The organism is Dysgonomonas sp. HDW5A, assembly GCF_011299555.1.
Lineage (GTDB): Bacteria > Bacteroidota > Bacteroidia > Bacteroidales > Dysgonomonadaceae > Dysgonomonas_A.
The window spans coordinates 1,575,807-1,591,006 of record NZ_CP049857.1; the positions used below are offsets into that span (position 1 = coordinate 1,575,807).

The 15,200-nt window shown below is 36.6% G+C and carries 14 protein-coding genes; 3 read left to right on the forward strand and 11 right to left on the reverse strand.

Going from position 1 to position 15,200, the window contains the following annotated elements:
- Positions 1–177 precede the first annotated feature (177 nt).
- The 10 genes from G7050_RS06505 to ribD all read right to left on the reverse strand — a co-directional run bounded on the left by G7050_RS06505 (position 178) and on the right by ribD (position 11,934).
- The gene (locus tag G7050_RS06505; RefSeq protein ID WP_166112864.1) at positions 178–1,359 is read right to left on the reverse strand and encodes an ABC transporter permease; all 1,182 of its coding nucleotides are present in this window, start codon (positions 1,357–1,359) and stop codon (positions 178–180) included.
- Positions 1,356–2,000, reverse strand: a complete 645-nt coding sequence (locus tag G7050_RS06510; RefSeq protein ID WP_166112867.1) for an ATP-binding cassette domain-containing protein — start codon at positions 1,998–2,000, stop codon at positions 1,356–1,358. The genes G7050_RS06505 and G7050_RS06510 overlap by 4 nt, the downstream gene beginning before the upstream one ends.
- A 78-nt stretch (positions 2,001–2,078) precedes the next feature.
- Positions 2,079–3,695, reverse strand: coding sequence for a DUF4836 family protein (locus G7050_RS06515; protein ID WP_166112870.1), 1,617 nt, complete (start codon positions 3,693–3,695; stop codon positions 2,079–2,081).
- Between the two features lie 206 nt (positions 3,696–3,901).
- Complete coding sequence (locus G7050_RS06520; RefSeq protein ID WP_166112873.1) at positions 3,902–4,399, reverse strand: OmpH family outer membrane protein; 498 nt, start codon at positions 4,397–4,399, stop codon at positions 3,902–3,904.
- A gap of 62 nt (positions 4,400–4,461) precedes the next feature.
- Positions 4,462–4,977: an OmpH family outer membrane protein gene (locus G7050_RS06525; protein WP_166112876.1), complete on the reverse strand. Its 516-nt coding sequence runs from the start codon at positions 4,975–4,977 to the stop codon at positions 4,462–4,464.
- Between the two features lie 94 nt (positions 4,978–5,071).
- Positions 5,072–7,723 (reverse strand): outer membrane protein assembly factor, encoded by a 2,652-nt coding sequence (locus G7050_RS06530; RefSeq protein WP_166112879.1) that lies wholly within the window; start codon positions 7,721–7,723, stop codon positions 5,072–5,074.
- Positions 7,724–7,745: 22 nt separating this feature from the next.
- Positions 7,746–8,483, reverse strand: a complete 738-nt coding sequence (locus G7050_RS06535; protein WP_166112882.1) for an isoprenyl transferase — start codon at positions 8,481–8,483, stop codon at positions 7,746–7,748.
- A 79-nt stretch (positions 8,484–8,562) separates the two neighbouring features.
- A complete protein-coding gene (locus tag G7050_RS06540) occupies positions 8,563–9,285 on the reverse strand; it encodes a DUF6089 family protein (protein ID WP_166112885.1) in 723 nt (240 codons plus the stop codon).
- 111 nt (positions 9,286–9,396) lie between these two features.
- Positions 9,397–10,788, reverse strand: a complete 1,392-nt coding sequence (locus G7050_RS06545; protein WP_166112888.1) for a DUF6242 domain-containing protein — start codon at positions 10,786–10,788, stop codon at positions 9,397–9,399.
- A 78-nt stretch (positions 10,789–10,866) separates the two neighbouring features.
- Positions 10,867–11,934, reverse strand: a complete 1,068-nt coding sequence (gene ribD, locus G7050_RS06550) for a bifunctional diaminohydroxyphosphoribosylaminopyrimidine deaminase/5-amino-6-(5-phosphoribosylamino)uracil reductase RibD (protein WP_166112891.1) — start codon at positions 11,932–11,934, stop codon at positions 10,867–10,869.
- Between the two features lie 81 nt (positions 11,935–12,015).
- Between ribD and prmC the strand changes: the two genes are divergently transcribed.
- Genes prmC through G7050_RS06565 form a run of 3 tightly spaced genes read left to right on the forward strand, consistent with a single transcriptional unit; the run spans position 12,016 to position 14,013 of the window.
- Positions 12,016–12,861 (forward strand): peptide chain release factor N(5)-glutamine methyltransferase, encoded by an 846-nt coding sequence (prmC, locus tag G7050_RS06555; RefSeq protein WP_166112894.1) that lies wholly within the window; start codon positions 12,016–12,018, stop codon positions 12,859–12,861.
- Positions 12,858–13,352 carry a regulatory protein RecX gene (locus G7050_RS06560; RefSeq protein WP_166112896.1) on the forward strand — a complete coding sequence of 165 codons (495 nt, stop codon included), beginning with the start codon at positions 12,858–12,860 and terminating at the stop codon, positions 13,350–13,352. The genes prmC and G7050_RS06560 overlap by 4 nt, the downstream gene beginning before the upstream one ends.
- Positions 13,321–14,013, forward strand: a complete 693-nt coding sequence (locus G7050_RS06565; RefSeq protein WP_166112898.1) for a ComF family protein — start codon at positions 13,321–13,323, stop codon at positions 14,011–14,013. The genes G7050_RS06560 and G7050_RS06565 overlap by 32 nt, the downstream gene beginning before the upstream one ends.
- Here G7050_RS06565 and G7050_RS06570 read toward each other — a convergent pair.
- The gene (locus G7050_RS06570; protein WP_166112900.1) at positions 14,010–15,188 is read right to left on the reverse strand and encodes an MraY family glycosyltransferase; all 1,179 of its coding nucleotides are present in this window, start codon (positions 15,186–15,188) and stop codon (positions 14,010–14,012) included. The genes G7050_RS06565 and G7050_RS06570 overlap by 4 nt on opposite strands.
- Positions 15,189–15,200: the final 12 nt, after the last annotated feature.

Genomic DNA, 15,200 nt, shown 5'->3' on the forward strand with positions numbered 1-15,200 from the left:
ATTATTGTTTCTATCCCAACCTTCTCTTGCGATAGAGTCTTTTTTATAAATTTTCATTTCAATTATTAGATTAATATTAGATTTTAAGAGCAAAATAAAAAAACTTCGCCAACAAGTATCCTTAGACTGCTAAAGAATACCTGTTGGCGAAATATATGATAGTAAAATAGAATAAGCTTATTTCACCTTTCTTCTAATTATCAAAATATTCAACAAAGAGAGTAGTACGAAAATAGTAATTCCTATAAGTAGTGTATATACCGAAAACCGAGCCTCAGCCAAAGGAAGCAGTTTTCCTATAAAATGAAGGTATTGTGCCCTGACAACAAAAGTTATAGCTAAAGACAGAGCCAAAATGACCAGATTGAGACCTACAGCTAACCATTCGTAGGGCTTTACAACAATAGATTTACTATACCCTATCAATCGTAAAGTCCTTAACTTATTCATATTTTTTTCGAGTAACAAATAGATACTCAATACCAATATAAAGAAAGACAATACACATATTAATACACCTACCGAAACCACAATTCCAATTATAATTTTCAGGAAGAAAGACATCTTACTGGCAGTTGTATTGTCTCCACTAATCTCAAAACCTTTATCCTTAAAATACCCCGAGAGGTTAGGATCTGCTATATTAGAAACCTCAATAATCAATCGGGCAGGCTCCGATGGAGTACCTCCATATTGCTGATTTGCCCAAGTCATAAATGTTTCGGGAACCAATATCGAGTTTATCCGGTTCGAAAAACCCACGATACGCCCTTTCATCTGCTGCCTGAGACCGTTTTTTCCTGTTATAGATATATCAAGATTAATCAATCCTATTAATTGTTCCGAAATTCTCGGCATAGAACTAGCTTGTGCAAAGCCGAAATTATACAGGTCTAAATAATTTTTAGGAAGAATAATGGGAACTGTATTGTCAACAGGAGAGAACCTCCAATTGTCGGATGTTACATCGATAAACTGATCGGGAACCGATTCGAAAAACATTTCGGTATTAAATGCAATACCAAGCTTCTGGCTATTAAATCCACCGAATACATTAAATTGCGACGGTGTAAAAGCCCCTACATTTTTCACAAACGACTGTTTCTTCAGATCGTCTATTTCGTTTTGACTAAATCCATTGGATCGTGACGATAAACCGCCCAGAATTCCTACTTTTTTAGTTATCGTCAAATAGTCCTCTTTAAGAAGTTTGTCTTTTCCGGTAAAGAGTGGATTGATATCAAAATAAAACTGAAAGGCCAGTAAAACAATACTCATCCCGATAAGGCTGGCAACTGCAAAACCGATTAACTGGGGTTTACTTATATTTTCCCGCAATAATTTCCAGATCAATTTCATAGAGCAAAAGTTTTAATGTACTCCAATGGCAGATTTTTCCCGATTGATGTTGCTATTATAGCTGCTCCCTGTTGCCATGCCTCTCTCTGAAGCAATACGGCCGCAATAGACGCATTTTCGTCATCCAGATGACTAATGGGTTCGTCCAGTATCAGAAAATCGAATGGTTGACACAAACAACGGATTAATGCAACACGCTGTTGTTGTCCCCAAGACATCTTGCCGACTAAAGAATGTTTTTTATTGGATATGCCCAACATATGGAACATCTCATCAATCTGATTATTTTCTTTATAATGGGTCAGATTATTCTTTAGTTGTACATTTTCAAGTGCTGTCAACTCAGGAAAAAGACAAAGCTCCTGAAAAAGAAGGCTGATATTTGTACAACGAATATTATCCCACTGTTTGGTCTTTAATTTGCGTATGTCTGTATCATCAAACAGTATTTTTCCCGAATAATCATCCCGGTAGCCATATATATAGCTGCAAAGCGAACTTTTCCCTGTGCCCGAGTTGGCTTCGACCAGATAATATTGCCCTTTTTCGAAGCTAAAGTCTTGCAACCAGACATCCGATTGCAAATCTCTTTCATTAGAGAAGATCTTAGGAACTGTATTATGGAAGACTATTTTATCCATCTTAATTTAAATCAGGTAACAGTCAGCAGTGACCAGCCAGCCAGAGTCTTAACCGATCACTGTGTATTGTTTGTTGTTTTATCTGAACATGCCTCCAAAACTGGATATTAACTGATCCAATTGTTTGCAAATAACGGCTAAGCTATTTTTATCTTTAGTAGCCAATTCGAGTCTGCCCACTCCTGTCAAATCTCCGGCACTGGCAAATTCATATTTTCCGAATTCACTCAAGAAGGGCCCGAAAGCCTGAAACGCCATATTATTTGTCATATACGATTGCAATACCTGCAAATCGCCCAACATCACAATAGACTTATCCTTGATAACATTCGAGTAGTTACTAGTCAGATCAGATGCTTTGAGGTTATTGTATACCACTTGGTTATTGGTAAAGAAAAACGTATTGCCGTTTGCTCCCCAATAAACATCTACATTGTTGCTGCTTATTTTAAAGTTGGTTGGCGATAGTTCTGTATATTTCATTTCACCATTAGCCAATTGTTGTTTAATAAAGCCGATCACCTCTTCAGGGTTAGTTATATCGGCAAAGAAAACAAATTCGGGAGTAGGTGCTCCCATGTCGCTAAAGATATCATCTTTCTGCTTCGTGGCAGTTTTAGAAGTTACCGCAAAAGTGATATCTCCATTCAAATCTTTCAAAATTTTCTGGATTTCATCCGATTCAACACCTTCGGGAAGTTCCTTAGTGAGTAATTCGATAAACCCTAATTTCTCTAAATAAGAATATGCACCCTCTCCTTTTACATTGGCTGAAGCCAGAAATAAAGGATCATTGGTAATATATTTCAGTTGATCGCCTTTAATGTTACCACTCAATTGAGCCAACAGGTCTTTAAATTTTTTCTCACTTTCAGGCGAATCATAAAAATATTTATTTTCAAATCTGACCTCTCCATTTTCGAAAGAAGTATATATACCTGTAGATACACCATCAATATCAGATAAGAATTTCTTAAACGGAATGGTTACATCTGTTGCCTTTGCTAACCCCGCTAAATCAGGAAGAGTCTTATCCATGCCTTTCATCGAAAAGAAAGTCGAGATATCTTTTTTGCTTTTCAGAAATTCAACAAATTCCGGATTCGAGTTTATACTTTTATCGGCACCTTGCTTCAATTGTACTCGAGCCAATTCTGCCAGATTAGGAGTTTCCTTCACATCACTTGCATTACCATAGGCTGATGCAATATCAACCAACAGCAACAGTTTATTACCGTTCCATGCTACACAGGTCTGCGATTCGGGAGCAACAGTATATATGCCTCCTTCTTTCTTTATATCTTGTTCTTGTACTAATGAGAATTTCACCAGTGCCTCTTTCACCTTATCGGCATTATTAACACCTGCCACTACTCCATAAACCTTGTAGTTTGTGTAGAAATACAAGTCGCCCTTCAGGTCTAAGCCCAAAGAGTTTGCATCATTCAGAAAGCTATCGAGCAACTTTATTGCAGCTTCGTCTTTCAACGTCACTTTATACATGCTTATAGCTTGTTGAATCATGGGGTTACTGAATATATCATATTCGGATTTTGTAACCAATGATTTGGCATCAACGCAAACAACATAGTTGGCGTCTGCGGGAATAGCATCTTTTGGATCTTTGGAATCGCTGCAAGAAGTGAAGATAAACAATACTCCTAAAAAAAATGAAAGTAATTTTTTACTAGTCATCTTAAGTTTTAATTTAAAATTCTTATTTTAAAAATAAGGCCTCAGACCTTTTTGTTGTTTGGGTGTAGGAGCGAGCCTATCTGATCGACCATCGAAGACAGAGAAACAAAGCTACCCCTCGAAATTGATATAAAACATTAATAGACGAAAGGATGGCATAATCAATAAGCCATCCTTTCTATATTCTGAGATAATCAGTATCTAAATTATTTGATGCCTAATTCAGCTTTCACTAATTTACCTGCATCTACCGCACTTGTCGAAACGTAAGGAATTGCTCCTACTTCGATAATATAAGTATAACCATTTTTATCACCTACAGATTTAATTGCAGCTTGCATTTTTTGTTGTAGTGGAGCTAATAGTTGTTGACGCAAATCTTGGAATTCTTTATCGCTGTTTTCAAGATAAGTTTCATATCTTTCTTGAATTTGTTGTACTTGTTTTTGACGGTCTGTCAATACAGCTTCAGTTGGCTCAGCTGTAGAAGCTTTAAATTCTTCCATTTTTTTGTCGTACTCAGCTTGTATTGCAGCCAAATTCTTTTTAATTTCTTCTTGCTTTGTAGCTAATTTAGTTTCTACATCCTTAATTTCAGGCATTTGAGTGAATACTTCCTGAGTGTTGATATAGGCTAGTTTATCTTGTGCGTATACTCCTATCGGAGCAACAATAAGAAAAAGGATAAATAGTTTTTTAAACATAATGCTTTGGTTTCTTTGTTTTTATTGTTTTTTTTAATTCTTTGATCGCAAATGTATATAATTTATTTTGAATATCCGAGCTTCGATAATACTTCATTACTGATATCAATACGAGGAGATGCAAAAATCACACTACTCGCTGATGCTCTGTCTAATACTAATTGGTATCCTTTAGTATCCGAAATTTCTTTAACAGCATTGTAAATATCATCTTGTATAGGCTTAATCAACGCTTCACGTCTTTTAAAAACTTCACCTTCGGGTCCAAAATATTTACGTTTCAATTCTTGAACTGCTTTTTCTTTCTCAACGATCTCCGCTTCTCTTTTTGCTTTTTGATCTGCTGATAGGAATACAATTTCAGATTGATAAGTTTTATACATGTTTTGAACTTCCTGTTGAGAAGTTTCTACTTCTGTTTGCCATTTCTTTGATATAGCTTCCAACTGTTGATTGGCTGTTTCGTAACTGCTTATATTTTTTAAAATATATTCCATATCAATCAATGCGAACTTCTGAGAATAACCACTTGCTGTAAAGGCAAGGAATAATCCAAAGAATAGAATAAGCTTGTTCATAATGACTGATGTTTATATCTTATATATAAATAGACAACTATTTCGTCAATTAGTTTACTCTATAACTAGTAAATAGTGTTAAAATCAACATTTATTAAAACTCTTGACCGATAATAAAGTGGAATTGGCTACCTCCATATTGGCGGCTACCGTTTACTTTATCGAATCCATAAGCCCAGTCAATACCAATAAGTCCGATCATAGGCAACATAATACGTGCACCAAATCCGGCAGAACGTTTTAAGTCAAATGGATTAAGATCTTTAATATCGCTCCAAGCATTACCTGCCTCTACAAACGATAATATATAGATTGTTGATGAAGGCTCAAGTATCAGTGGATAACGAAGCTCCAAAGCTAAACGAGTATATGCACTTGCATAATATCCGATAGATCCGTTTTCATATCCACGTAATCCTACGATTTCGGTTGCATATCCGGAAGAAGCTCCCGACATACCGTCTCCCCCCATATAGAATGTTTCGAAAGGCGATTTCTTGTGTTTGTTATAATAGCCGACTAAACCATATTCGGCACGTGTCATCAATACAGGAGTCTTCTGTATAGAAGGCATCAGTGACGTAAATGTTTTAGATTTAAATTTCCATTTGTGATATTCTACCCATCTGTATTTCTCTCCTGCATCTAAATCGGGGTTACTGTAATCAACTCCATTCCATGCTGAATAAGGAGGTGTTGCTTGTACGCTCAATGAAAACTGAGTACCTCTACGAGTATAAATCGGATTATCGATAGAGTTACGAGACAAGGTTACAGAAGCACTGATGTTATGACTTTGTCCGTTACGAACCAAGAAATAATCCCAGTTTTTCATGCTATATAATTGGTACGATAAACCTCCTTCTAATTGGAAGTAGTCATCCGGCCAATTCAAACGCTTTCCATATCCAACCGATACACCAAAGGTTTTGATCGATTTATCAGGATCCAGAGAGTTATTCAGATATGATTCTTGAAAACCCGAACTATACTGATTATTATAGAAGTTATTCAAATAGCTATTGTTAAAGAAGCTACTGTTTACACCTGTCTGGATAGAATAGTATGCTCCTACAGATAAGAAGTTAGGACGTTTTCCTCCAAACCAAGGATCTGTAAACGATATTGAATACGATTGGTAGTATTTACCATTCGTTTGTCCACTCAATTGTAAAGTTTGTCCCTCACCTTGTGGTATAATTCCTTTATATGATCCCGGATTTAATAAGTTTTTCAATGAGAAGTTAGTAAACTTCAAACTTAAACGACCCAATATACCTGTTTGTCCCCATCCTGCAGAGAACTCAACCTGATCATTTGCTTTAGACACCAATGGATATCCTATATCTACAGTTCCTGATTCAGGATCTGGCTGAATATCGGGTTGCATTTTCTCCGGATCGAAGTGCCCCATTTGAGAGATTTCACGTAACGAACGCATCAGGTCATCACGACTAAATAGTGCTCCCGGTTTGGTTCTAAGTTCGCGTCTGACAATATCTTCATACAGACGATCATTACCCGAAATCATTACTTTTCGAATTGTAGCCTTAGGACCTTCAACGATACGTATTTCCAAGTCAACCGAGTCTCTGTCGATATTTACTTCTACAGGGTCTGCCTGATAAAATATATAACCATTATTGTAATAGTAGTAATTACCTACGGCATCTTCATCTCCTGTTAAACGAGCTGATAGTTTCTTCTGGTTATAAATATCGCCGGCTCTCATATTCAACACATTGTTCAATTGATCTGTAGAGTATTCAGTGTTACCCACCCAGTTGATACGACGTATAAAATATTGTTGACCTTCGTCTAACTTAATATCTATTTTTACTTTCTTATCATTGTATTTATATACTGTATCCCATAAGATTCGTGCATCACGATATCCTAATTCGTTATATTTTGCAATTAAATTCTCTTTATCCAGCTCATAGCTTTCGGGAACATAGTTTGTAGAACGAAGGAAGTTACGAACTTTGGCAGACATAGTATGTTTATGTCTTGTTTTCTTCATTGCTTTCTCTAAAGCATCATCAGAAACTTCTTCGTTACCTTCGATACTGATGTCATATACTTTAATCTTTTCTTTCTTGTCTATTGCTATATTAAGAATTATCTGATTTTCTTTTGATAAATCGGGATTCTGAGTAACAGTAACTACAGCATTATTAAAACCTTTGTCATCAAAATATTTTTTTATGATACTTTTTGCTCTGTCAACCATATTAGGGGTAATCTGATTACCCTTTACCATACCGATTTTGCTTTCAAGATCTTCTCTTTCTCCTTTCTTTACCCCTTCATAGGATATATCGGAAATACGGGGACGATCTTTTAAATCGATATTCAGCCAAATTTTATCGCCTGATATCTTAGTCGCAGTAATTTTTATATCAGAAAAAAGTCCCTGTTTCCAGAAACGTCTTACAGCATTTGTTACTTCCGTACCGGGTATCTCAATCTTATCTCCTACGGATAAACCTGAAAACCCAATCAGAACAAAATCTTCGTACATCGAATTTTTCACGCCCGTTACTGTTATATCGGCAATCTCATACTTTTTAGGAGTAAGAGTATAGGTTATAACAGGAAGTGGACCATTATCCACAGAACTAGTTGAATTCGCTATTGCTTCATTCACCGCTTTCACCGCCACACTATCCGTCGCTTGAACTTGTGCGTCAATCTTAAATATAAAAGATGATAATAATAAAGCAAATAAACCTCTTTTGAGCATATTCTTTTTTTGTTTAATTCGATTAACGGTTGATTTGTTCGCTTGTCTTTCCAAAACGTCTCTCGCGGCATTGATAATCAACTACAGCTTCATACAAAGATTCCTCACGGAAGTCAGGCCATAACGTTTCTGTAAAATGGAATTCTGCATAAGCAGCCTGCCATAAAAGAAAGTTACTTATGCGGATTTCGCCCCCTGTACGAATCAATAAATCGGGGTCGGGTATACCTTTTGTTGTCAAAAAATCACTTACCGTAGACTCATCAACGTTAGTCAATTCACCAGAGTTTATAGCAGCGGCAATCTTTTTAGTTGCTTCTGTTATTTCCCATCGTGCCGAATAGCTTAAAGCCAAAACCAACGTAAGGCCTGTACTCACAGAGGTTTCCTGAATACATCCGTCAAGTGCCGCACGAGTAGGTGCTGGCAAACGATCCAAATCGCCTATCGCCTTAAGTCTTATATTATTTTTAAGAAGATCGGGAGTTTCTCTTGCTACAGATTCAATCAATAAAGACATCAGAGCCTCAACTTCTTCAGCAGGTCTGTTCCAGTTTTCCGTCGAAAAAGTATATAATGTTATATAAGAAATTCCCAGTCTTGCTGCAGTTTCTATTACATTACGCACAGACACGGCACCTTCTCTATGCCCAAATGTCCTGTCAAGATTGCGTTGCTTCGCCCAACGACCATTGCCATCCATTATAATAGCAACATGGTTTGGTAACTGATCTTTATTTATTTTTTCTAAAAGCGACATCTATTTTGTCTTTTATATATGAATTAAGGTCCAAGACCTTTTTATTGCTTTCGTAAGTATTCATTAGAACCTAAGGTACTCAATAAAGACTATCTACACATGATTTGCTACGTACTCCAAAATCCCAGGTAACAGAAAACATAGTCAAAAGATACCAATCTTTATTCTTGAAAAAACTACTTTCTATTTTATAAGGATCATCCAACGACAAGCCTCCTGTTTTCTTGGTTACATCGAACGAATCTCCAAAAAGCTTTCTGAACGAAAACTCAAAACCCAGATTCAAACGGTCTTTCCATTTATATTTTAGTCCGATTCCTAAGGGTAAATTCATTCCCATAAATGTTTCTTCGCCGGAACCGATTGTCATTCCCAATCCGGTAAAGATATAAGGTGAAAATCGCCTCGTTCCCAGATACTGATACTTATCGCTATAATGAAAGAAATTATATTCAATCTGCCCTCCTACTTCATAAAACGTTCTGCTGAACGAAGTATTTTGTCCATTAGGAAAAACATTTCCCGATTTACGTGTATCGCCCGAAACTCCTCCAACTACAAAATTGGCCTTATAAGCCCATCTGAAGTTGCGATTATATCTTAATACTACCCCCATTGCAAAATTAGGACTCATAAACGGGTTGTTTTTATTAGCATCTCCCATATAGGTCGAGATACCTGTCATTCCTCCTATTTCATACTCATACTCTTGAGCAGATATATTTACAGAAGAAATCAACCCCATGAAAATTAACAGGAGAACATATATCTTGTTACTATTTTCATGTTTGTTTTTTGTCATCAAAATATTTTTGTTCTGCAAATAAGGTCTAAAACCTTTTTATTTTCGATTTAACATAACATCGAAGCACTTTAGACAGTTAAATTACTGATGTGTTACTGCTCAAAGCGATTAGGGGATAAGGCTGTTTAAACGTCCTTTCCATACATCACTCACACCTTTACCACCGGACACTCCTCCGAATATCCAGATATAGTTACTGTCATCAACAATTGCTGTTTGCCCCGTTCTTGCCGAAATCTTAGGGTCTAATTTTTGCTTATTGGGAGCTACTATCCATGACTCTCCCCATAAAGCTGAGATATAGAATTTATTATTACTTAAAGCATATAACTTATCGCCATATACAAAATTAGAAAGCCCGGCTCCTTTAAAAAGTGTATTTTTTATAAATGGAGACATCTCTAACCCGTCATCCGAATCTTTTATAAGCCATGTATAGCTCAATTCTGCTCCTGCGGTATTGACTCCACCGGTTAAAATAAGCATTCTTTTATTCTTATTAGTGCTTACGCTTGTAAAAGATGCCGCTTTCTGCAAAGGAAAGTTTGAGGGAACCTGGTTATCTGTAGGTGAAACACTTATAGTTGAAACCTCTGTGATAGTAACTAAGTCCTTCGTTTTTCCAAAATAGTATTTACCACCATTATTGTATGTAACTAATAACTGATCATCAACCCTATTGGCTGCAGGCAGAACACCTAAAATAGAGATTACCGTTTTGCCGTTCGTTAATTTAGTCCAATCCTTACCATTTACTGACGAGTATGAATTGCCTGTTTTATCTAAAGCATAGAAAACATCATTCCTTAAGAATATACTCTCTGCTTTTACCGCAGCAGGAAAACCTGATAGTGTTTGTTTAGCCCAATTTACAGACCCTTTATCGGCTGTATATAAAAGAGGTGTACTTCCATTGAGACCATAAGTGTAAAATACACTGCTTTTTAGTATCGTTTTAGATTCCCCAAACGTGCTTGGATAAGAAGTCATTTGCTTCCAGAGCATGGTGTCGGGATCTATTTTGTGAGTGCGGATATCAATGTTATAAGATTTAAGAGTTCCTCCCTGTGATGTTACCGTGAACTTTACAGGTAGTTTTCCGAAACTGACAGAATCCGTCAAATTCCAGATATAACCATTAATAGAATCCGGCGTTGTGATCAACACCTGACTTGGTGATGAACTTGGATTAAAAGTTATTGCCACTTTAACCGTATCTAACACTGTGCCAAAAGGCAAAGAATCCGGATTATAAATAACTCCGGCTACCTGATCAATGGCAAATCGAGTCTTGTTTACCTGTATAAATCGAATAGAATCCTGCGCTCTCTTCACCGAGTCTTTGCTTATTGGGGCTATGGCACTAATTCCAAACGAATAGATTTGAGCATCCTTTGATGACGAATTATAGTTAGTAGTAGTGTCATTATCACTGCAAGATGGAAATAAGAGAAAAAGAAGTAAACCCGATAACAGGTAAGTTATATACTTTATATTCATTTTGTTTATACGGTTTTATACAGTATCAGTGTGCAAAAATAGAAAGATTTTCCACTAAAACCCGAAGAAACCTAATATTTATAATATTTTATAATTCTGAGTGTTTACCAAATGTATGGCTTGTGAGTCAATGATTTTTCGATCATCAACAACTTCACCCCGTATGTTGGGGGCTTTTGTTCCCTCTACAAAGCGTCTGTCGGCTATTTCTATATAGGCTTCGTCCCAAGCTCCGAGGTCAATAAAACTCTGTAAAAGAGTTGCTCCACCCTCAACAAGTAACGAATTTATCTTTCTTTTATTTAACTCTTTTAAAACCGAAGGAATCAAATGTTCATCAAACTTAAGAGGAATAAAATTGGTTTTATCGTTTACGATTTTGCTCTCGACTTTTTCGGTAAACAGTATTGTGTTTACACTGTTGTCAAAAAGGTGATAGTTCTCAGGGATTCGCCTGTTTCTATCGAGAATTATCCGATGGGGATTTTTACCAAACCATAAACGGGTAGTAAGTGACGGATTATCGTTTACTGCCGTATTGGTTGCAATCATGATAGCCGAAACCTCTGACCTCAATTTATGAACCAATGTCTTCGTTAAATTATTAGAAATGGGAGTAGGTTCTATAGCCTCACCCTCTTTTCTTTTTTTATCAATAAAACCATCGCTTGTTTGTGCCCATTTAAGGTATATATAAGGTCTGTTTTGAGTTTGCGAAACAAAGAACTCCTTGTTTTGAAACCTTGCTTGCTTTTCCAGTACCCCTATTACAACTTCAATCCCGGCTTCCTGTAACATCTTCACTCCACGTCCCGATACTTTATGGTAGGGATCGAGAGTGGCAATCACAACCCGGGGAATCTGCATATCAATAATTAATTGCGAGCAGGGAGGTGTTTTCCCGTAATGAGAGCAGGGTTCTAAAGAAACGTAAATGGTTGATTCTTTCAACAGATTTTTATCTGAAACACTGTTTATTGCATTCACTTCAGCGTGAGCTTTCCCATACTGACGATGATAGCCCTCTCCTATTATTTTACCATCGTGTACCACTACAGCTCCTACCATAGGATTGGGCGCAACATGACCTTTTCCGTTGGAAGCCAACTGCAAGCAACGTTGCATATATTTTTCGTCTGTTAGCATTTTATTCCTGTTTCTTTACCTTCCGGAAGAAAGATTCAAAGTAAACTTGTCCTTTCCTCTAATTTATTTAATTTTGCCGATATGCAAGATATACTCCAAAATATCCGAAAATCATTATCCGGATTTTATCCAGACAATGAAATATCGGGACTTGTTAGATTATTGATCGAACACGTCACTAAATCTTCTATGCCGGCACTTTTATCTGACAAAAATACGAAAATAACGTCAGAAGAGGTTCTAAAAATAGACAAGATTGTAGAACGTCTTCAAAGATTCGAACCTATACAATACATATTAGGAGAAACCGAGTTTTACGGATTGCGATTTACGGTCAATCAAGATGTCCTTATTCCAAGACCCGAAACCGAAGAATTAGTAGAACTCATTTTGAATGAGAATAAGGGAACCCAACCCCACATATTAGACATTGGAACAGGCAGTGGATGCATTGCCATCTCTTTACAAAAACACCTCCCGAAAGCCTCTGTAAAAGGCTGGGATATATCAGAAAAAGCCTTAGCAGTTGCCACACTTAACAGCAAAAGCAATTCTGTGAATGTATCATTTGATCAGGTAGATATACTCTCTGATTATCCGACTGATCAGCATTTCGATATCACTGTTAGTAATCCTCCCTATGTTTTGGATTCCGAAAAAACGGATATGCACGCCAATGTATTGGATTATGAACCTCATACCGCCCTTTTTGTTGCAGATAACGATCCACTTCTATTCTACAATCGAATTGCCGATGTTGCTATTCAATTATTGACAAACGGAGGTAAGTTATATTTTGAGATCAACAGAGCTAAAGGACAGGAAACCATAAAAATGCTCGAAGACAAAAACTTCTCAGAAATCCGATTGATCAAAGATATCTCAGGAAACGACCGCATGGTAAGAGCCGAATACCACCGCAAATGAAATACTCCGAAACCCAAGCTTTGCCGAAGATTGCCGCTTACTGCTCCAAAGCAGAAAGGGCTGAATCTGATGTACACAAGAAACTGCTAGGGTGGGAATTGGATGGAGAAAGCTCTCAACGAATTATCACCCGCCTGAAAAAAGAGAACTTCCTGAATGAAGAACGTTATTGCAGAAGTTTTATAAAGGATAAAATACAATTCAATAAATGGGGAAAAGTAAAGATTGTCTTTGAATTAAAGAAAAAACGCATTCCGGAATCCATAATCAATTCTTGTTTCGAAGAAATAGAGAGTTCCGATTTTGAAACACCCCTAATGAAAATACTGGTAAACAAGGCAAAAAGCGTGAAAGCCTCCAATGATTATGAGAGGTGGACTAAATTAGTCCGCTTTGGAATGGGGAGAGGATATTCACTGGATCAGATAAAGAAATGCCTCTCAAAAATATTGGATACCAATGGCGAAGACTATTTTGAATCATTTCCTTGAACTGTTTTTCCCCCGATTATGCGTTTGTTGCGAAGACAGACTCATCGAGAATGAAAAATCTATCTGTCTAAACTGTTTACACAAACTCCCCAAAACAAATCATCTTAGCACTCGGGATAATAAACTTGAAGTATTTTTTGCAGGACGCTTTCCCTTCGAACGCATAGCTTCCTTTGCCTATTTCATAAAAGGAGGAAGTATTCAAAAAATTATACACGAAATCAAATACAAGAACAATCCTCAATTTGCCTTATATATGGGTGAGATTTGCGGAAAAGAAATTATAAAAAGTGGATTTTTCGGAGAGATTGACTACATTGTGCCTATACCTTTACACAAGAAAAGATTAAAGCAGAGAGGTTATAACCAGGCTTTGATGATTGCCAGAGGAATATCAGGCAAAACAGGTTTTGAGGTAAGTGAAGACAATCTTATTCGGATTATAAACAATCCGTCTCAAACAAAAAACTCGAGGTTCGAACGCTGGAAAAATACAACAGGTATTTTTGATATAAGCGACAAAAACCTCTTTCAGGGCAAACACATTTTACTTATTGATGATGTAATCACAACAGGCTCTACTATCGAAGTATGTGCAAAACTCATTCTATCGTGCCCCGAGGCAAGGATAAGTGTATTTACGATAGGAGTAGCGATTTAGCGAAGATCCGATTCTTCAAGGATTTGTTCTCTTTCAATTTCGATCTTTTTCTTCTCTACTACAGAAGGTTTAGATATTTGAATTTGCCTTGTACGTCTATATATAAACATATTTATAAGCACCCCCATGCCCAAATCAACTATCAGGACAATATTACAATTGAAATAATGAAGTAAAATCCAATTACTCACAATAAGAGCAACACCTGTTACCACAACAGCAAATACGGTTCTTTTTTTAGAAAGACCGAGATCTATCAGTTTATGGTGTATGTGATTTCTATCAGGAGAAAAAGGAGCTTTCCCCATAGATATGCGAACACACATCACCTTTAATGCATCAAATAAAGGTATAAATAAGGCAACCAAGACCAATAGCAACAAGCCACTCGGAACAACCTCTACACTTGGAGGGTATTTAACCAACCGCAACATCATGAAAGCCAACATATAACCTAGAGTTAATGACCCTGTATCTCCCATGAATATTTTGCGTGTGGGGTGAAAAAAATTATAGTAGAAGAAAGGCATAAGCAAGCCTATCATTATAAATGCAATTCCCGCATATGTCCACATTCCATAAAGCCCAAATAAGATACCATACATCATTAAAGCTACAAGACTTATACCCGAGGCCAAACCATCAGCTCCATCAATAAGGTTTATAGCATTGGTTGTAAACATAATCAGACCAATACTTAACAAGACTCCTATTACAGCAGGAATCTCATGTATTCCCAATAGGCCGTACAGGTTATCGATGTATACACCACTACCTACGATGCAGAGTGAGGCGAAAAATTGTATTACAAATTTCTTTTTGAAACCTACACCAACCAAATCATCCTTCGCTCCTAATAAGTATATGACTAATAATCCACAGACCAAAAGTAAGATTTCGGGTATTCTATAAAAGAATAGCTCCTCATCCCAAATTTGAAATCTGAATCTTAAAAAGAGAGAAAATAAAGCAACTAAAAGAATTACCGGTGTAAACGTAATTCCACCTAAACGAGGTATAGGGCAACTGTGTTTTTTCCTTTTATCGGGTAGATCAAATAATCGTTTTTTCTTAGCAATATAAATGACTCTAGGTAAAAGCATCATTTCAATAATTATTGAAATTACACATGCAATTCCTATGATCAGTACATTATATAGTTTTATTTCTTCCATGACATTATATTA

Bases quoted from the DNA above. Each gene is read 5' to 3' on its own strand.
- ribD (WP_166112891.1), bottom strand. From the start codon at position 11,934: ATGCTAACAGACGAAAAATATATGCAACGTTGCTTGCAGTTGGCTTCC.
- G7050_RS06560 (WP_166112896.1), top strand. From the start codon at position 12,858: ATGAAATACTCCGAAACCCAAGCTTTGCCGAAGATTGCCGCTTACTGC.
- G7050_RS06525 (WP_166112876.1), bottom strand. From the start codon at position 4,977: ATGAACAAGCTTATTCTATTCTTTGGATTATTCCTTGCCTTTACAGCA.
- G7050_RS06520 (WP_166112873.1), bottom strand. From the start codon at position 4,399: ATGTTTAAAAAACTATTTATCCTTTTTCTTATTGTTGCTCCGATAGGA.
- G7050_RS06515 (WP_166112870.1), bottom strand. From the start codon at position 3,695: ATGACTAGTAAAAAATTACTTTCATTTTTTTTAGGAGTATTGTTTATC.
- G7050_RS06505 (WP_166112864.1), bottom strand. From the start codon at position 1,359: ATGAAATTGATCTGGAAATTATTGCGGGAAAATATAAGTAAACCCCAG.
- G7050_RS06570 (WP_166112900.1), bottom strand. From the start codon at position 15,188: ATGGAAGAAATAAAACTATATAATGTACTGATCATAGGAATTGCATGT.
- prmC (WP_166112894.1), top strand. From the start codon at position 12,016: ATGCAAGATATACTCCAAAATATCCGAAAATCATTATCCGGATTTTAT.
- G7050_RS06565 (WP_166112898.1), top strand. From the start codon at position 13,321: ATGGCGAAGACTATTTTGAATCATTTCCTTGAACTGTTTTTCCCCCGA.
- G7050_RS06510 (WP_166112867.1), bottom strand. From the start codon at position 2,000: ATGGATAAAATAGTCTTCCATAATACAGTTCCTAAGATCTTCTCTAAT.
- G7050_RS06535 (WP_166112882.1), bottom strand. From the start codon at position 8,483: ATGTCGCTTTTAGAAAAAATAAATAAAGATCAGTTACCAAACCATGTT.
- G7050_RS06530 (WP_166112879.1), bottom strand. From the start codon at position 7,723: ATGCTCAAAAGAGGTTTATTTGCTTTATTATTATCATCTTTTATATTT.
- G7050_RS06540 (WP_166112885.1), bottom strand. From the start codon at position 9,285: ATGACAAAAAACAAACATGAAAATAGTAACAAGATATATGTTCTCCTG.
- G7050_RS06545 (WP_166112888.1), bottom strand. From the start codon at position 10,788: ATGAATATAAAGTATATAACTTACCTGTTATCGGGTTTACTTCTTTTT.